Raw genomic sequence first — 17,445 nt, 5'->3', positions numbered from 1 at the left:
AGTTGACTGCTGCACGACATCACCCCGGGATTGTAGAAAGTCCCTCCCCGACCGGCATCCTGCGGCTGGAATGGCCGGACGAGGACGGCACGGCCGGCTTCGCCCGCCGTCTGGCCGCACAGCCCGCCCTGGCCGACGCCTTCGTCACGCTGCACGGCGACCTGGGCGCGGGCAAGACCACGTTCGTGCGGCACCTGCTGCGCGCGCTGGGCGTGCAGGGCCGGATCAAGAGTCCCACCTACGCCGTGGTCGAGCCGCACGACACGGCGGCCGGGCCGGCATGGCATTTCGATTTCTACCGTTTCGGCGATCCGCGCGAATGGGAGGATGCCGGCTTTCGCGACATCTTCGCCGGGCCCGGGCTGAAGCTCGCCGAGTGGCCGGAGAAGGCCGCCGCGCTCCTGCCGACCGCCGACCTCGCCCTACACATTGAAGCGGCCGAACCGGCCGATGGCGCGTACGATGGCGGCGGCCCGCCCCGCCAGGTCCTTTTGCGCGCCGGCACACCCCGTGGCCACGCCCTGGTGCAAGCACTCACAACAGCATGAGCGACGACGCCTCCTCCCCATTTCCCCCTTCCCCTGCGTCTTCCGCCTGCGCGCCCGGGCCGTCCCGTCGCGGGCTGCTGCAGGCCGGCACCCTGGTGCTGTTGCTCGGCGCCAGCCAGATCGCGCGCGGCGCGGGCATCATGGCGGTGCGCGTCTGGCCGGCGCAGGACTATTCCCGCGTCACCATCGAATCGGACCGCCAGCTGGTGGCCAAGCAGTTCTTCGTGGCCACCCCGCCGCGGCTGGCCGTCGATATCGAGGGCATCGATCTGAACCCCGAGCTGCGCGAGCTGGTGGCGAAGGTGAAGGCCGACGATCCCAACATCGCGGGCATCCGCGTGGGCCAGAACGCGCCCGGCGTGGTGCGGCTGGTGGTGGACCTCAAGCGCGCCGCGCTGCCGCAGGTGTTCACGCTGCCGCCGATCGCCGCCTACCGCCACCGGCTGGTGTTCGACCTCTACCCCGCCGAGCCCGAAGATCCGCTGGAGACCCTGATCGCCGAGCGCCTGCGGGATGCGGGGCCGGGCGGCGGCGCCCCGGGGGCACGCCCCCCCACGCCGGCGCCGCTGCCCAACATCGCGGCGGCGCGGCCCGGCACGGCCGGCGATCCGCTCGGCGACCTGATCGCGCAGCACAACCAGCGCCCGGCGGGCGCCCCGCCCGCACCGCCGGGCGGGCTGCCCCAGCCCACGCCCGGACCGACGGCGCCGGTGGCCACGCCTTCGGGCGCGCCGGCCGCCGCCCCGCCCGCGGTCGCGGCAGGCCCCACGCCGCCGCATTCGGGCGGCGGCACGGCACCGTCCGCCCCGGCCATCGCACGGGCCACCGACCGGCTGATCATCGTCGCGCTCGATCCGGGGCACGGCGGCGAAGACCCGGGCGCCATCGGCCCGGGCGGCACGCGCGAGAAGGACGTGGTGCTCCGCGTCGCCCACCTGCTGCGCGACCGCATCAATGCCACCACGGTGGGGGGCAACCCGATGCGGGCCTTCCTCACGCGCGACGCCGACTTCTTCGTGCCGCTGGGGGTGCGCGTGGAGAAGGCGCGGCGCGTGCAGGCGGATCTGTTCGTCAGCATCCACGCCGATGCGTTCACCACGCCGGCGGCCCGCGGCGCGAGCGTGTTCGCGCTGAGCCAGAGCGGGGCCTCCAGTTCCGCCGCGCGCTGGCTCGCCAACAAGGAGAACCAGTCGGACCTGGTGGGCGGACTGAACGTGCGCTCGCAGGACCGGCACGTGCAGAGCGCGCTGCTGGACATGAGCACCACGGCGCAGATCAACGACAGCCTGAAGCTCGGCAGCGTGCTGCTGGGCGAGATCGGCGGCATGGCGCGGCTGCACAAGCCGCGTGTCGAGCAGGCGGGGTTCGCCGTGCTGAAGGCGCCGGACATTCCCAGCGTGCTGGTCGAAACGGCCTTCATCAGCAATCCGGAGGAAGAGGCGAAGCTGCGCACTGCGGCCTACCAGCAGCAGCTGGCCGATGCGCTGATGCGCGGCATCACGCGGTACTTCGCGAAGAACCCGCCGCTGGCGCGCAGCCGGTCGGTCTGAGGCTGCGGAAAAGAGGGGAATCCATTGCCATGCGAGGGCGGCTGGGCCACAGTGGCGCCATCCCATGACACGATGCCCCGCCTGCGGGGGCCGAGGAGTTTTCCCATGGCTTTGCAGCATGCCCGTTCCGCCGATGTCGTCAGCGTCCGTCCGCTGGGCGCAGCCCTGGCCGGCGCCACCACATCCGCCATCCTCAAGGCGGCGCAACTGGAGGTGATCCGGGCCGTCCTGCCGGCGGGGAAGGAACTGCGGCAGCACGAAACGCCGGGCGAGCTCACGATCCAGTGCCTGGAAGGCGAGGTGGAGCTGCACACCGCCGCGGGTGCGAGCCTGCTGCGCGCAGGGGAGCTGGTGCATTTGCAGGCGCACGCCTCCCACTCGCTGCGCGGGCTGACCGATGCCTCGCTGCTGTTGACGCTGTGCCTCGCGCCGGGGTGAGCACGCCCACCCAGGCCTGGCGGCGGCGCTGCAGCAACGTCCTACAACCGCCGGTTGGTGCTGCTTACATACGGCGGGCTCCGACAGGACGATAGTGGAGGCATGGGCGAAGGGACCATTCCCGGGCCCTCCACTTTTCCCAACAAGGAGCACACCATGAACTACCGCCATCTCGTCTCCGCCGCCGCCTGCGCCGCCGCCCTGGGCCTGGTCGGCTGCTCTTCCAACCCGTCCAACGCACAGCTCGGCACCGGCGTAGGCGCCGTGGCCGGCGGCGTGCTGGGCAGCGCAGTGGGCGGTACCGCCGCCACGGTGGGTGGCGCCGCAGCCGGTGCGCTCATCGGCCATGAACTGGGCGAAGACCGCGATCAGCGCCGCCGCTGACCGGGCCCCGCGGGCAGTTCACCTGCCCGCTTGATCCAGGGTTACGTCACTCCACATTGCCCGCCGGGTCCGCCCGGCGGGCAATGTCGTTTCTGAGACACGTAACCCCTGCGAACCTGGCGGTGACTGCGCACTTCGTTGCCAAACTTTTCGTTATGCCTGCGCTTAGTTCCACAAATGTCACCAAAGGTTAACCGCCGCTAGCATCCGGTGTCCGACTCTTCCGTACAAGGATCACCGCCATGTCCCGATGCTTTCCAGCATTCCTGATCGGGAAGTCGTGCCGCATGGCCGGCAGCAGGTACCGCCGCCACGCTGCCTGGCCACCCATGCCGCCTGTGGACCCACTGGTGGCGGGCGAGGGCTCCGTCAACGATTTCAGCACCTTCGCCGCGGGCCAGGCGATGCGGCTCGCGGGTTCCGGCGACGGCCTGCTGCACTACCAGGACCGGGGACGGGGGCCTGCCGTGCTGCTCGGGCATGGCTATCTCTGGGATTCGGCCATGTGGGAGCCGCAGATCCAGGCACTGTCGCGGCAGTACCGCGTCATCGCGCCGGACCTCTGGGGTCATGGGGCATCGGGCCCGCTGCCGCCCGGAACCGAATGCCTGGATCACCTGGCGGAGCAGATGCTGCAGCTCATGGATGCGCTGGACATTCCCGAATTCGCGGTGGTGGGGCTGTCGGCAGGGAGCCTCTGGGGCGCGGAGCTGGCGCTGCGGGCGCCGCAGCGCGTGCGCGCCCTCGTGATGCTGGACCCCTGTCCGGCAGCCGAGCCGGGCGGGCCCTCGCGGTACCTCGGCATGCTGGACGCGGCCCAGGCCGAAGGCCGCATCGCCCCGGAGTCCGTGGCGGCGATCGTGTCGGTCTTCTTCCGGTCCGCGACCGCCCCGGCCACCCCGCTCGTCCAGGCGTTCGCGCGCAGCCTGCTGTCCATGCCGGCCGACCGGTTGCGCGAGTCGGTGGTGCCGCTCGGGCGCATCCTGCTCGGCTGCCGGGACGCACCGGACCGGCTGGCCCGGCTCGATTCCGCCACCACGCTGCTGATGTGCGGCGACGCGGACCGCCTCTGCACGCCGGCCGTGCTGCAGCGGATGGCCGCGCGGATCGGCTGCGAAGCGCTGCAGGTGCCGGAGGCTGGCCATTTCCCGAGCCTGGACCAGCCGGAGTTCGTCAACCGCTGCCTGCTGCAGTGGCTGGCGCGCACGCTGCGCTGAAGCCCGGCGGGGCTGCGGCGTTCTCGTCAGGCGGCCGTCGTCTTCTGGCGCCCGGCGCGCCAGGCGCCGAAGATGGCGATGAGGCCGGGCACCAGGATCAGCGCCCAGATGATCTTGTCGAGGTTGGCCTGCACCCAGGGGAAATTGCCGAAGAAGTAGCCGGCCGTGCAGATGCCCAGCACCCAGAGCAGCGCGCCGCCCACGTTGAAGGCCGTGAACTTGCCGCGGTGCATTTCGGCCACGCCCGCCACGAACGGGGCGAAGGTGCGGATGAAAGGCATGAAGCGGGCCAGCACGATGGTGATGCCGCCATAGCGCTCGTAGAACGCGTGGGCCTGCTCGAACGCGCGTCGGTTGAACCAGCGCGAGTCGGGCCACTGGAAGACCTTGGGGCCGAAGTAGCGGCCGATGGAGTAGTTGCACTGGTCGCCGAGGACCGCGGCCACGATCAGCACCACGCAGGCGATCGGGAAGCTCATGAGCCCCGCGCCGCACAGCGCGCCGACGATGAAGAGCAGCGAGTCGCCCGGCAGGAAGGGCATGACCACCACGCCGGTCTCCACGAACACGATCGCGAACAGCAGCGCATACACCCACGGGCCGTAGGCGGCCACGAAGGCCGCGATGTGCTTGTCCACGTGCAGGATGAAATCGATGAGGAACTGGATGGCTTCCAAGGCGGGACCTTCAGGATCGGAGGAATGGACGGGGCGGGCTTGCCGCCGCGGCGCGTACTCTAACCGCACTGCCTACAATGCCGCCCGATGACCCCAGAGCCCGCCCTCCCGCGCCGTCCGATCCGCGATCTTCCCGATGAACTGATCAGCCAGATCGCCGCGGGCGAGGTGGTGGAGCGGCCCGCCTCGGCCGTGCGCGAACTGGTCGACAACGCGCTCGACGCGGGTGCCCGCCAGGTCACCGTGCGCCTGCTCGCGGGCGGCGTGCGCCTGATCGCGGTGGAGGATGACGGCTGCGGCATCCCGCCCGAGGAACTGCCGGTCGCCCTGCGGCGCCACGCGACCAGCAAGATCACCAACCTGCACGACCTGGAATCGGTGGCCACGATGGGGTTCCGGGGCGAGGCGCTGGCCGCCGTGGCGTCGGTGTCGGAAATGGCCCTGCTCTCGCGCACCGACGACCAGCCTACCGCCTTCCTGCTGGACGCGCGCAGCGGCGAGCTGCGGCCCGCCGCGCGCAGCCGCGGCACGACCGTGGAGGTGAAGGAGCTGTTCTTCTCCACGCCCGCGCGGCGCAAGTTCCTGAAGACGGATGCGACCGAGCTGGCCCACTGCATCGAGGCCGTGCGGCGCCATGCGCTGGCCCGTCCGGACGTGGGCTTCGCGATCTGGCACGAAGGCAAGCTGGTCGAGCAGTGGCGCGCCACCCTGGCCCCGGCCGAAGGCGACGCCCCGGTGGACGAAGCCGCGCTGGAGGCGGCCTTCGGGCGGCGGCTGTCGGACGTGCTGGGGGAAGATTTTCTGCGCGACTCCGTCCCGGTGCGCCACCGCTCGGGATACGTCACCGTCACCGGGCGCGCGGGCCTGCCGGATGCGGCGCGCTCGCGGGCCGACCAGCAGTTCTGCTACGTCAACGGCCGCTTCGTGCGCGACAAGGTGCTCACCCATGCGGCCCGCAGCGCCTATGAAGACGTGCTGCACGGGCAGAAGCAGCCGGTGTATGCGCTCTACGTGGCCATCGACCCGATGCGCGTGGACGTGAACGTGCACCCCACGAAGATCGAGGTGCGCTTCCGCGACAGCCGGGAAGTGCACCAGGCCGTGCGGCATGCGGTGGAGAACGCGCTGGCGGCGCCGCGCGCGCAGGCGCTGGCGGCCGCGGCGGAAGGCGGTGCCACGCAGGCGGGCATGCCCCCCCCGGCCTCTGCATCCTCTGCGGCGGCAGCGTCCCGCACGCCGCAGTCCCCGCTGCCCCGGCAGGCCGCCATGCCGTTCGATGCCCGGCCCGGGTACCGGGTGACCGATCTGGAAGCGCTCTGGGGCCGCAAGGACGCCGCGCCCGCTCCGCTCCCGGACGGTGCCGCAGCGGCGTTCGCGCCGCCGTCCGGCCCGCATGCACCGTCGCCCGCCGCCGGGGTGCCGGAGGCTGCCGTCACCGTGCAGGAGGCGCCCGCCGGCTATTCGGCGGCCAGCGGCTCCCTGCCGGCCACGCATGCGCCCCAGGCGCCCGCCGACGGCATCCCGGCCGGCGCGGGTGCCGCCGCGGCATCCCCCGGCGCCACCGTGCCGGCCGCGCCTGCGTCCGCTTCCGACCCCGACGTCTGGCCCCTGGGGCGCGCCGTGGCCCAGATCCACGGCGTCTACATCCTGGCGGAGAACGCCCAGGGCATGGTGATCGTGGACATGCATGCGGCGCACGAGCGCATCGTGTACGAGCGCCTCAAGGCCCAGGTCGATGCCAGCCAGCGCATCGCGAGCCAGCCGCTGCTGATTCCCGCGACCTTCGCCGCCACGCCCGAGGAAGTGGCCACGGCGGAAGCCCATGCCGACACGCTGGACATGCTCGGCCTCGAAGTCTCGCCCTTCTCGCCGCGCACGCTGGCGGTGCGCGCCGTGCCCACCTCGCTCGCCCAGGGTGATGCGGTGGAACTGGCCCGCAGCGTGCTCGCGGAACTGGCGGCGCACGACGCCACCACCGTGGTGCAGCGCGCCCGCAACGAGATCCTGGGCACCATGGCCTGCCATGGCGCGGTGCGCGCGCACCGGCGGCTCACGATCGACGAAATGAACGCGCTGCTGCGCCAGATGGAAGTGACGGAACGCTCCGACCAGTGCAACCACGGCCGGCCCACGTGGCGGCAGTTGTCGATACGTGAGCTGGACGCGCTGTTCCTGCGCGGGCGCTGAGCCGCCCGGACGGGCAGCCCGGGCGCCCCGCCCCGCGCGCGGGGCCTGCATTCCGCGGTGGAGGGCCGGTGGTCAGTTGCCGTCGCGGGCGGCCTTCGCCTGGTCGGGGAAGTCCGAGAACACGCCGTCCACGCCCAGGCGGAAGAACTGCCGGTACTCGGCCTTGGGATCGCCGCGGTAGTCGGAGGCGAGCCGCTTGGCCTCGCTGCGGAAGGTGTACGGATGCACGAACAGGCCGGCCGCGTGGGCGTCGGCCACCACGCGGGTGGGCGCCATCACGATGCGGTCGCGCTCGTCGATGGCGCCGTCGCCGTTCAGGTCGTCCGGCTTGCCGTCGTTGTTCGCGTCCTGCAGCCGCGTCGGGATCAGGTAGGGCTTCCAGGGGCCGATGCCGTCCGCATAGGTCCTGACCTCGCGCAGGCCCTCGGGCGTGAGCAGGCTGGCGAAGGTGCGGCGGTCGCCGGCCACCGCGAAATCGTAGGGCTTGTCGTAGGGCGCGGTCAGGTCGATGCTGCCGTCGGGCTTCACGTCGTTGCCGTCCACGAGCTGCACCAGCCGCACCTGCGTCTTCGTGCGCAGGTACTTGAGGTTGGAGACCTCGAAGGACTGCACCATGACCGGCGAGTTCGCCTTGGTGTAGCCGTATTGCGCCAGGGTGTCGAGCAGCCGGTCTTCGAGCTTCAGGTTCAGGTTGGCGTGGTAGGTGGGGTGCTTGGTCTCGATGTAGACGCCCACGGTGCGGCCGGCCTTCGTGCCCTCCGTGCGCGCCAGCTCCAGCACCTCGGTGAGCGTCGGGATCTGGAAGCGGCCGTTGAAGGATGGGTCGCGGTCGGCGAGCGGCTGGATGGCGCGCAGGGTCTTGATCTCGGCGAGCGTGAAATCGGAGGCGAACCAGCCCTCTTCCTGCGCGCCGTCCACCATCCTGCGGGTCTTGCGGTCGGCGAACTCGGGGCGCTGGGACACGTCGGTCGTGCCGGTGATGTTGGGCTCGTGGCGCGCGATGAGCACGCCGTCCTTCGTCGCCACCAGGTCCGGCTCGATGAAGTCGGCGCCCAGCTCGATGCCGCGGCGGTAGCCCTCCAGCGTGTGGTCGGGCAGGTAGCCGGCGGCGCCCCGGTGGCCGATCACCAGCGCCTTCGAGCCGTCGAGCGTGGAAGGGATGCTGCCGCCGTCGCCTCCGCAGGCGGACAGGGCGGTGCAGGCGGCCGCCACGGCCCATGCCGAGCGGCGGGACCACAGCCGGGTCGCGGCCAGGCCGCGCGCGGGTTGCTTCGTCGTCTTCGTCATTCGTCTCTTCTCCCTGGATCAATGGGTGGATGGATGGTCGTACCCGCGTGCACTCTGTCGGTGCTCCATGACGGCCCCATGACGCTGCCGTGGCCTGCGATCACGCCCATGGGCGGCAGCCGCGGACGGCCGCCCCTGGCCCGCCCCCGTAGCGCCGGCGGCCGCGAACCCCCGATCAGCGGGGTCGGCGCAGGGTATTTCCGGGGTTGGGCCCGTCAACCGGAGCCGCCATGGTGCGTTTTTTGCTGCATGCCGCGGTGCCCTCAGGGGCCCTCCGAACTTTACTCCCCGCCCGGACTCTGTTCCTTTCGATGAAACGCTGGCCCCTTTTCTCCTCCCTCGCGCTCGCCCTCGCAGTGACGGCGGGCTGCGCCACCCTCGATGCCAAACAGCGCGAATGGATCTTCCAGCCCAGCGACCGGGCCTGGGGCGGCGCGCAATCCACCGACGACATGCAGGACGTGTGGATCGCCTTCGACTCCCGCGCCTCGGGCAAGGCGGAAAAGCTGCACGGGCTCTGGATGCCCTCCGAGCGGGCCGGCGCGCCCGTGCTGCTGTACCTGCACGGCGCGCGCTGGAACGTCTCCGGCTCGGCCGGCCGCATCCGGCGCATGCACGACATGGGCTTCTCGGTGCTGGCGGTGGATTACCGCGGCTTCGGGCGCAGCAGCCCGGCCCTGCCCTCCGAAGCGACGGCCCTGGAAGACGCCCGGGCGGCCTGGGACTGGCTCGCGGCGCGCGAGCCCCAGGCACCGCGCTACATCTTCGGCCATTCGCTGGGCGGGGCGATCGCCATCGATCTCGCCGCCATGGTGCCGGACGAAAAAGGCACGATCGTGGAGGGCACGTTCACCAACATTCCCGAGGTGGTGGCCACGTTCAAGTGGGGCTGGCTGCCGATCTCGGGACTCATCACGCAGCGCTTCGAGTCGATCCGCAAGGTGGCCCACATCGGCTCGCCGCTGCTCGTGGTGCACGGCAGCGACGACAGCCTGATCCCGCCGTCGCTGGGCCGGCGGCTCTACGAGGCGGCCCAGGGGCCGAAGCGCTTCGTCCTCGTGGAGGGTGGCACCCACCACAGCACCAACACCGTGGGCGAGGCGCAGTACCGGGAGGCGCTGGCGGATCTGTTCCAGTTGCCCGCCGTGCCGGTGCAGGCACGCGCGCCGGCGCAGCGGGCCTCCGCGGCCGGCACCGCCGCCTGATCGGGCTCCGCCCCCGGCCCGGGGCAGGGAGAGGCCGGCCGCGCGGGCGGCACGCTGCTGCACGCCGCGCCGGCACCGTCAATCCTTCGGCGCCGCGGCGGCCTCCACCTGCGCACGCGCCGCCAGGATGTCCGGCAGATGCCCGCCGATCCAGTCCGCGAGCGCCTGCACGTGCAGGCCCACCTCGCGCCCCAAGGGAGTCAGCCGGTAGTCGACGTGCGGCGGCACGACGGGATAGGCGCGGCGTTCCACGAAACCGTCGCGCTCCAGCACCTGCAGCGTCTGCGCGAGCATGCGCTCACTCACCACGCCCACCTTGCGGCGCAGTTCGCTGAACCGCAGCGTTCCGCCCTGCAGCGCCACCAGCACCAGCACGCCCCAGCGGCTGGTGACGTGCTGCAGGATCTCCCGCGCGGGGCAGGAGGGCGACAGTACGTCGCCACGGCGCATCAGTTCGGCCAGGGGCGGGGAGGGTTCGGCGAGCGATCCCATCGCGGGCATGGCGTGCGCATCCACGGAAGCTTCGCTCATCACTTCACTTACCTTTTTGTAGGTACTTACTAAAAGTTTGCTCACGGGCTATTGTGGCGTCTTCTTCCACCTGTCTCAAGGAAAACCATGATCGCCCTCACCGGAGCCTCCGGCCAGCTCGGCCGCCTCGCCATCGACGCCCTGCTGCGCACCGTCCCCGCCCAGCACATCGTGGCGCTGGTGCGCACCCCCGCCAAGGTGCAGGATCTCGCTGCCCGCGGGGTCGTCGTGCGCCAGGCCGACTACGCCGATCCCGCCGGCTGGGATGCGGCCCTGCAGGGCGTGCAGCGTCTGCTCTTGATCTCCAGCAGCGAAGTCGGGCAGCGGGTGGCCCAGCACCGCAACGTCATCGACGCGGCCCGGCGCGCAGGCGTGGAACTGCTGGCCTACACCAGCGTGCTGCATGCCGACACCTCGGCCCTGGAACTGGCCCGCGAGCACCGCGACACCGAGGCCCTGCTGCGCGCCTCCGGCGTGCCCCACGTGCTGCTGCGCAACGGCTGGTACACCGAGAACTACCTGGCCGGGGTCGGCGCCGCGCTGCAGCATGGGGTGCTCGCGGGCAGCGCGGGCGAAGGCCGCATCGCCTCGGCCGCGCGGGCGGACTATGCCGAGGCGGCCGCCGCCGTGCTGCGGGCACCGGAGCAGGCAGGCAAGGTCCACGAGCTGGCCGGCGACAGTGCCTACACCCTGGCCGAACTGGCGGCGGAGATCTCCCGCGCCGCGGGCCGCGCCATTCCGTACCGTGATCTGCCCGAGGCGGACTACGCCCGGATGCTGGAAGGGGCCGGCCTGCCCCCGGCGTTCGCCGCGATCCTGGCGCAGTCCGACGCCGCGGCGGCGCAGGGCGCGCTGTTCGACGGAGGCGGCCAGCTGTCCCGCCTCATCGGCCGGCCGACCACGCCCTGGCAGGCCCAGGCAGCCGACGCCGTCCGCGCCGCCGCCGCGGGCTGATTCCGCATGCCGCGGGTGGGCTCCGCGCGCTGTTACGCTCCGGGGAATCATGTCTGCCTCCCCTTCCCCGCCGGCCGCCGCGGTGCCGGCACCCTTCCTGGCCCGCCGCACGGACGCTCCGGAATTCCCCTCCTGCATCGCGCTCGCGGGCCCCACCGCATCGGGCAAGACGGCCGGCGCGCTCGCGCTGGCCCGCGCGCTCGCACCGCACCGGCCGGTGGAGATCGTGAGCGTGGATTCGGCGCTGGTGTACCGCGGCATGGACATCGGCACGGCCAAGCCGACGGCCGCCGAGCAGGCCGCCGTGCCGCACCACCTGATCGACATCCGCGATCCGCTGCAGGCCTACAGCGCGGCCGAGTTCGTGGCCGATGCGCAGCGGCTCGTGCAGGAGATCCAGGCGCGCGGCGCACTGCCCCTGCTGGTGGGCGGCACGATGCTCTACTTCAAGGCCTTGTGGGACGGGATCGACGACATGCCGCCCGCCGACCCTGCCGTGCGCGCGCGGTTGGAAGCCCAGGCCACGGCCGAAGGCTGGCCCGCCCTGCATGCCGAACTGGCGCGCGTGGACCCGCAGACCGCTGCCCGGCTCGCGCCCGGCGACAGCCAGCGCATCCAGCGTGCACTGGAGGTGTGGCACGTCTCCGGCCGCCCGCTCTCGAGTTTCCATACCCGTTCCCGGCCCGCGGACGAAGCGGCGGGCGCTGCACGCCCGTCCATGCCGCTCTTTTCGCTGGAACCCCAGGACCGCGCCTGGCTGCACGGCCGCATCGCCCAGCGTTTCGACGCGATGCTGAGCGAGGGCTTCGTGGACGAGGTCCGCCGCCTGCGCGCACGCGGGGACCTGCACCCGGACCTGCCTTCGATGCGGTGTGTGGGCTACCGCCAGGCCTGGGAGGCGCTCGACGAGGAAGCGCGCACCGGCCGGCTGCCGCTGGCGAATCTGCGCGAGCGCGGCATCGCGGCCACGCGGCAGCTCGCCAAGCGGCAGGTCACCTGGCTGCGCAGCATGCCCTGGCGCCATGCGATCGCCTGCGACGCGCCGCAGGCGACCGAGCGCTGGGTGGCAGCCGCGCTGGATGCGCTCGGGGTGGCGGCATGACGGCCGGCGTGCACGCCGCATCGCCTGCAGCCAAACCGTTGCTGCAGGCACGCGGCCTGACACGGCACTACGGCACCGGCACGCCCGTCTTCCGCGACGTGGACCTCGCCGTGCAGCCCGGGGAGTTCGTCGCCATCGTCGGTGACTCCGGCGTGGGCAAATCCACCCTGCTCAACTGCCTCGCCGGGCTGGACGACTGGCAGGCCGGCAGCGTGCGACACGGCGCGATCGATCTGGGTGCCCTGGACGAAACGGAGCGCGCCCGCTGGCGGCGCGCGCACGTGGGCTTCGTGTTCCAGGCGTTCCACGTGCTCCCACACCTCGACGTGGCGCAGAACGTGGCGCTGCCCCTGATGCTGCTGGGCAGGCACGACCCCGCGCGCGTGCAGGACATGCTGGAGGCCGTGGGCCTGCAGGGCCTGGGCGCTCGGCTGCCGCAGCAGTTGAGCGGCGGCCAGCTGCAGCGCGTGGCGATCGCGCGCGCCCTGGTGCATGCGCCCGGCCTGCTGCTGGCCGACGAGCCCACCGGCAACCTCGACCCCGCCACCGCCGGGCGCGTCATGGATCTGCTCGTGGCGCAGACGCGCGACCACGGGGCCGCGATGGTGCTCGTCACCCATTCGCAGGCCGCGGCGCAGCGCGCCGACCGCATGCTGCGGCTGACGGCCGACGGCATCCGGCCGGTGGCCGGGACGCGCGCGGACTGAGTGGTCTCTCCGCATGCTCGCCCTGCTCCGCACCTTCTCCTGGCTGGAACTGCGCCGCCATCCCTGGCGCGCCACCGTGGCCGCGGCCGCGGTGATGCTGGGGGTGGCACTGGCGTTCGCCGTGCACCTGATCCACGCGTCCGCCCTTTCGGAGTTCGGCCAGGCCGTGCGCGCCGCGAGCGGCCAGCCGGATCTGCAGCTGCGCGCCGCGCAGGGCGACCTGCCCGAAACCCTGTACGGGCAGGTGGCCCGGCATCCGCTGGTGGCCCGCGCCGGGCCGGTGCTGGAGGTCGCCGCGCAGGCGGCTCCGGCGCAGGGGCCCGCCGCCGCTTCGGTCGCCTTGCGCGTGGTGGGCGCGGATGCCCTGCTGCTCGCTGCCATGGCGCCCGAGCTGGCGCCCCGGCCTTTTCCGGACGCCGACCGGCTGGCCATGCTGTCGCCCGGCACCGTTTTTCTGAACCCTGCCGCGCTCCAGGCCCTGGGACTGGGGGAGACGCAGGGCGCGGGGCGCAGCACCACGGTGACGCTGCGCGGTGCGACCACTGAGGGACCCGCGCGGGTCGCGGGAACGGTGCCCGCCGGCGGCCCGCCGCTGGCCGTGATGGACATCGGCGCCGCGCAGGACTTCTTCGCCCGCCTTGGACGGTTGAGCCGCATCGACGTGCAATTGCGCCCGGGCCAGCGTGCCGAGGATTTCCAGGCCGCCCTGCCCGCGCTGCTGCAGGCGGCCGGCCTGGAGCCCCGGGCGGCGGCGGGCATCGCCGTGGTGCGCCCGCAGGACACCGCCCAGCGCACGGACGACCTCTCCCGCGCCTACCGCGTGAACCTGACGGTGCTGGCGCTGGTGGCGCTCTTCACCGGGGCCTACCTGGTGTTCTCGGTGCTCGCCCTCAGCGTGGCGCAACGCGCGCCCCAGTTCGCGCTGCTGGGCGTGCTCGGCGCCACGCCGCGCATGCGGCGGGGCCTGGTGCTGGCCGAATCGGCGCTGCTGGGCGCGGCGGGCAGTGCCGCGGGCATCGCCCTGGGCACGGCCCTGGCCCAGCTGGCCCTGCGGTGGATGGGCGGCGATCTGGGAGGGGGCTACTTCGAAGGCGTGCAGCCCTCGCTGCAGTGGAGCCCGGGCGGCGCACTGCTCTACGGGCTGCTCGGCACCGCCGCCGCCGTAGTGGGCGGCTGGTGGCCGGCGCGCACGGCCGAACGGCTGGCGCCGGCCCAGGCCCTCAAAGGCCTGGGCGCGGCCGCCGGAAGCCACGCCCGCATGGCACCGCCGGCGCTGGCCGTGGCCGCCGGGGCCGCGCTGGCCTTCGCCCCGCCGGTGGCGGGTCTGCCGCTGGCGGCCTACGCCTCCGTCGCGCTCCTGCTGGTGGGCAGCATCGGCCTGCTCCCGCTGCTGGTGCGCGGCCTGCTGGGCCTGCTCGCGCCCTGGGCGGCCCGACGCGCACTGCCCATGCTCGCGGTCGAACGTGCGCGCCGCATGCACGGCATGGCCGCCGTGGCCGTGGGCGGCGTGGTCGCGAGCCTGGCGCTGTCCGTCGCGCTCACGGTGATGGTGGCGAGCTTCCGCGGCTCGGTGATGCAGTGGCTGGACGCGGCGCTGCCCGCTCCCCTCTACGTGCGCGCCGCGGGCGCCGCCGCCGGCGACGACAGTGCCGCGCTCCCCGCCGGCGGTGACCGGACGGTGGCCGGGCTGCCGGGCGTGGAGCGCGCCGAAGCGCTGCGCGTCACCAGCCTGCTGCTCGATCCCGCACGGCCGCCGGTCGCCCTGCTGGCAAGGCCGTTCGGGCGTGGCGCGGCACAGACGCTTCCGCTCCGCGAGGGGCCGCTGCCCGTGCCCGAAGGCCGCATCGCCGTGTACGTGAGCGAGGCGATCGTCGACCTGTACGGGGCTCGGCCGGGCGCGGACTGGCCGGCGCTGTCCCGGGCCTTCGGCCTGCAGGCGCCGAATGCCGGCGGCGGGGCCGCGGGGTTTTTCGTGGCGGGCGTCTGGCGCGACTACGTGCGCCAGTTCGGCGCCGTCGCGATGGAGCGTGAGGACTTCATCCGCCTCACGGGCGATGCACGCATCAACGACCTGGCGGTATGGCCCGCACCCGGTGCCGACGAAGCACTGCTCAAGACAGCCATCTCGGCCGCGCTGCGGGAAACGGCGGCAGGCCAAGCGGCCTCTCCCGCGCTCGAATTCAGTTCCGCCCAGGCCATCCGCGAGCGTTCCCTCGCGCTCTTCGATCGCAGCTTCGCGGTCACCTACTGGCTGCAGGCCGTGGCCATCGGCATCGGGCTCTTCGGCATCGCCGCGAGCTTCTCGGCGCAGGTGCTGGCGCGGCGCAAGGAATTCGGCCTGCTCGCGCACCTGGGGCTGACACGCGCCCAGATCCTTGCCGTGGTGGCGGGCGAAGGCGCGGCCTGGACGGCCGTGGGCGCGGCCGCCGGCACCGCGCTCGGATGGATGCTGTCGGCCGTGCTGGTGTACGTGGTGAACCCGCAGAGCTTCCACTGGACCATGGACCTGCGTTTTCCGGCGGCACGGCTCGCGCTGCTCGGCCTGGCCGTGGTGGCCACGGGCACTGCAGCTGCGTGGCTTTCAGGCCACTCGGCCGCATCCCGTTGGGCGGCATCTTCAGTGAAAGAGGACTGGTGAGCAAAAGAAGTTAGCGCATGTAATGGTTTTTGTCTTATGTTTCGGAAACACTGACCAATTGCCAAAGACTATTGGCAGCGACGGCCACGGTCACCCGAGCCGGTCAGTTCGTTTTCGTTCATTGGCAAAACCATTGCTGGAGCAGGCCATCGCACAGGCACTGCCGGCTCAGGAGGAGATTTTCATGCGTCCACATTCCCTGCGTTGGGTGGCCGGTGCCGCCTTGCTCGTCTCGCTGTGCGCGCCGGTGGCGGCGCAGGTGGTGGTGCCGCCCGGCAGTTCGCTCGACGTGGCCGGCGGGGTCATGGACATCGCCTGCACCTCGCTCGAGATGCAGGGCACGCTCAACCTCGGCGGCGGGACGCTGTCGGTCGATACCAACGCGACCTTCGCCTCGGGGTCGGACGTCACCGGCTCCGGCGGCACGATCTCCGTCGGGGGCGACGTCATCGCCACGGGCCCCCTCAACACGGGCAACAACACGCTGGTGCTGCGCGACGGCTGCAACGCCGGCAACACCTCCCAGCTGAGCGGCACCATCGTGGTCCAGAACCTCGTGCTGCAAAGCACCACCGGCCGTACCTTCGTGCTGCCCCAGGGCGCCAACATCACCGTGCTGGGCGCGCTCACCGTCCAGGGAACCGCCGCGCAGCCGGTGCAGCTGACGTCCGCCAGCGGGACGGCCGTGGTCAACCTGGGCCCGAACGCCACGGTCACGCGCAACTTCGCCAGCGTGCCCCCCACCGTGCAGATCGGCGCCGCGCCCCCGTCGGTGACCTCGATCCCCACGCTCAGCGAATACGGCCTGATGCTGCTGTCGCTGCTGGTGGCCGGACTGGCGTTCTGGAAGCGCCGCGAGTTCGCAGCGCCCGGCACCCCCCGTCTGCGCTGATTTTCTGCCCGCCGCGGCGGTCCGCAAACCCCATATCGACCACAAACTCTGACAGAGAGAGAGGGATCACCCATGTCCAAATCCAACCAACGCGTCGCCCGCCACTGGGCCGCCACGGCACTGTGCTCCGTCATCGCCCTGCATGCCACCGGCGTGCTGGCGGCGGACATCACCGCCACCCCGCCTGTGGGCGGCGGCTTCGTCATCAAGGGCTCGGGCGGCCAGGAACGCCTGCGCGTGCAGGGCACGGGCGAGGTCTACGTGCCGGGCCTGCCGTCCACGGGCACCAGCAGCAACCTCACCTGCCATGACGGCGCCACGGGCCAACTCACCAACTGCCAGCCCGGACTGGGCAACGGAGCCACCGGCGCCACGGGTGCGACCGGGCCGGCCGGCGCCACGGGCCCGACGGGTGCGACCGGCGCCTCGGGCACCGGCGCGACGGGTGCGACGGGACCGACGGGCGCTACCGGCGTGACCGGCCCCACCGGCGTGACGGGCGCCACGGGTGCCAGCGGCGCGACAGGCGTCACGGGGGCCACCGGCGTGACGGGCGTGACCGGCCCGGCCGGCGTGACGGGCGCCACCGGTGCGAACGGCGCCACGGGCGTGACCGGCCCTGCCGGTGCCACGGGCGTCACGGGCCCTGCCGGTGTGACGGGCGCCACCGGGCCTGCAGGCGTCACGGGCGCCACCGGGCCTGCAGGCATCACGGGCGCGACTGGATCGAGCGGCGCCACGGGCGCGACCGGCCCGCAGGGCCCTCAGGGCATCCAAGGGGTACAAGGCAACACCGGAGCGACGGGCCCCGCGGGGATCACCGGAGCGACCGGGGCCAATGGCGCGACCGGGGCGACCGGGGCGACCGGAGCGACAGGGGCCACGGGGAGCGTGGGCACGCTGACGACGTCCGTATCCAACACCACCAACTGCAATGGCGGCACGGGCCAGGACAATCTGACGGCCACATGCTCTTCCGGCAACGTGGTGTCCGGCGGCTGCAACTCGACCGACTTCCTGAACACGATTGCTTCGTCGTACCGCCCTCAGGCCAACCAATGGACCTGCAAGTTCAACTGCACTTCGGCAGCCAACGTAAGGGCCGAAGCCTATTGCCAGTGATTCGGC

16 protein-coding genes are annotated in these 17,445 nt (G+C 72.4%); 13 read left to right on the top strand and 3 right to left on the bottom strand.

Annotation, left to right across the window (positions count from 1 at the left end; all coding sequences use genetic code 11):
- The first annotated feature begins 2 nt into the window (after positions 1-2).
- From tsaE to Q9R47_RS14140, 5 genes are all read left to right on the top strand, one after another.
- Entirely contained in the window at positions 3-548 is a 546-nt protein-coding gene (tsaE, locus tag Q9R47_RS14160; protein WP_311233925.1) for a tRNA (adenosine(37)-N6)-threonylcarbamoyltransferase complex ATPase subunit type 1 TsaE, read from the top strand.
- Entirely contained in the window at positions 545-2,098 is a 1,554-nt protein-coding gene (locus Q9R47_RS14155) for an N-acetylmuramoyl-L-alanine amidase (RefSeq protein WP_311233835.1), read from the top strand. The genes tsaE and Q9R47_RS14155 overlap by 4 nt, the downstream gene beginning before the upstream one ends.
- Before the next feature lie 105 nt (positions 2,099-2,203).
- The gene (locus Q9R47_RS14150) at positions 2,204-2,536 is read left to right on the top strand and encodes a cupin (protein ID WP_311233834.1); all 333 of its coding nucleotides are present in this window, start codon (positions 2,204-2,206) and stop codon (positions 2,534-2,536) included.
- 156 nt (positions 2,537-2,692) lie between these two features.
- The gene (locus Q9R47_RS14145) at positions 2,693-2,920 is read left to right on the top strand and encodes a glycine zipper domain-containing protein (RefSeq protein ID WP_311233833.1); all 228 of its coding nucleotides are present in this window, start codon (positions 2,693-2,695) and stop codon (positions 2,918-2,920) included.
- A 404-nt stretch (positions 2,921-3,324) separates the two neighbouring features.
- On the top strand, positions 3,325-4,137 hold the full coding sequence (locus tag Q9R47_RS14140; RefSeq protein ID WP_311233924.1) for an alpha/beta hydrolase: 813 nt from the start codon (positions 3,325-3,327) through the stop codon (positions 4,135-4,137).
- 26 nt (positions 4,138-4,163) lie between these two features.
- Here the strand turns inward: Q9R47_RS14140 and Q9R47_RS14135 are convergent, their stop codons facing one another.
- Positions 4,164-4,814, bottom strand: a complete 651-nt coding sequence (locus Q9R47_RS14135; protein ID WP_311233832.1) for a DedA family protein — start codon at positions 4,812-4,814, stop codon at positions 4,164-4,166.
- A gap of 87 nt (positions 4,815-4,901) precedes the next feature.
- Here Q9R47_RS14135 and mutL point away from each other — a divergent pair, with 87 nt between their 5' ends.
- Entirely contained in the window at positions 4,902-7,001 is a 2,100-nt protein-coding gene (gene mutL / locus Q9R47_RS14130) for a DNA mismatch repair endonuclease MutL (RefSeq protein ID WP_311233831.1), read from the top strand.
- A 72-nt stretch (positions 7,002-7,073) separates the two neighbouring features.
- Here mutL and Q9R47_RS14125 read toward each other — a convergent pair whose 3' ends face one another.
- Complete coding sequence (locus Q9R47_RS14125) at positions 7,074-8,288, bottom strand: glycerophosphodiester phosphodiesterase (RefSeq protein WP_311233830.1); 1,215 nt, start codon at positions 8,286-8,288, stop codon at positions 7,074-7,076.
- Between the two features lie 311 nt (positions 8,289-8,599).
- On the opposite strand from Q9R47_RS14125, the gene Q9R47_RS14120 reads away from it, so the two are divergent.
- The gene (locus Q9R47_RS14120) at positions 8,600-9,493 is read left to right on the top strand and encodes an alpha/beta fold hydrolase (protein ID WP_311233829.1); all 894 of its coding nucleotides are present in this window, start codon (positions 8,600-8,602) and stop codon (positions 9,491-9,493) included.
- A 78-nt stretch (positions 9,494-9,571) separates the two neighbouring features.
- Here the strand turns inward: Q9R47_RS14120 and Q9R47_RS14115 are convergent, their stop codons facing one another.
- Entirely contained in the window at positions 9,572-9,994 is a 423-nt protein-coding gene (locus Q9R47_RS14115) for a helix-turn-helix domain-containing protein (RefSeq protein WP_311233923.1), read from the bottom strand.
- Between the two features lie 117 nt (positions 9,995-10,111).
- Here Q9R47_RS14115 and Q9R47_RS14110 point away from each other — a divergent pair, with 117 nt between their 5' ends.
- From Q9R47_RS14110 to Q9R47_RS14085, 6 genes are all read left to right on the top strand, one after another.
- Positions 10,112-10,978 carry an SDR family oxidoreductase gene (locus tag Q9R47_RS14110; RefSeq protein ID WP_311233828.1) on the top strand — a complete coding sequence of 289 codons (867 nt, stop codon included), beginning with the start codon at positions 10,112-10,114 and terminating at the stop codon, positions 10,976-10,978.
- A gap of 49 nt (positions 10,979-11,027) precedes the next feature.
- Positions 11,028-12,080 (top strand): tRNA (adenosine(37)-N6)-dimethylallyltransferase MiaA, encoded by a 1,053-nt coding sequence (gene miaA, locus Q9R47_RS14105; protein ID WP_311233827.1) that lies wholly within the window; start codon positions 11,028-11,030, stop codon positions 12,078-12,080.
- Positions 12,077-12,787 carry an ABC transporter ATP-binding protein gene (locus tag Q9R47_RS14100; RefSeq protein WP_311233826.1) on the top strand — a complete coding sequence of 237 codons (711 nt, stop codon included), beginning with the start codon at positions 12,077-12,079 and terminating at the stop codon, positions 12,785-12,787. The genes miaA and Q9R47_RS14100 overlap by 4 nt, the downstream gene beginning before the upstream one ends.
- Before the next feature lie 13 nt (positions 12,788-12,800).
- Entirely contained in the window at positions 12,801-15,425 is a 2,625-nt protein-coding gene (locus tag Q9R47_RS14095) for an ABC transporter permease (protein WP_311233825.1), read from the top strand.
- A gap of 184 nt (positions 15,426-15,609) precedes the next feature.
- Positions 15,610-16,317, top strand: coding sequence for an IPTL-CTERM sorting domain-containing protein (locus Q9R47_RS14090; protein ID WP_311233824.1), 708 nt, complete (start codon positions 15,610-15,612; stop codon positions 16,315-16,317).
- A 72-nt stretch (positions 16,318-16,389) separates the two neighbouring features.
- Positions 16,390-17,439, top strand: coding sequence for a collagen-like protein (locus tag Q9R47_RS14085; RefSeq protein ID WP_311233823.1), 1,050 nt, complete (start codon positions 16,390-16,392; stop codon positions 17,437-17,439).
- The last annotated feature ends 6 nt before the right edge of the window (positions 17,440-17,445 follow it).

The organism is Acidovorax sp. PRC11, from assembly GCF_031844105.1.
GTDB lineage: Bacteria > Pseudomonadota > Gammaproteobacteria > Burkholderiales > Burkholderiaceae_C > Paracidovorax.
Note: the sequence above shows the minus strand (reverse complement) of the source record. Positions and strands in the feature narration are given on the sequence as shown.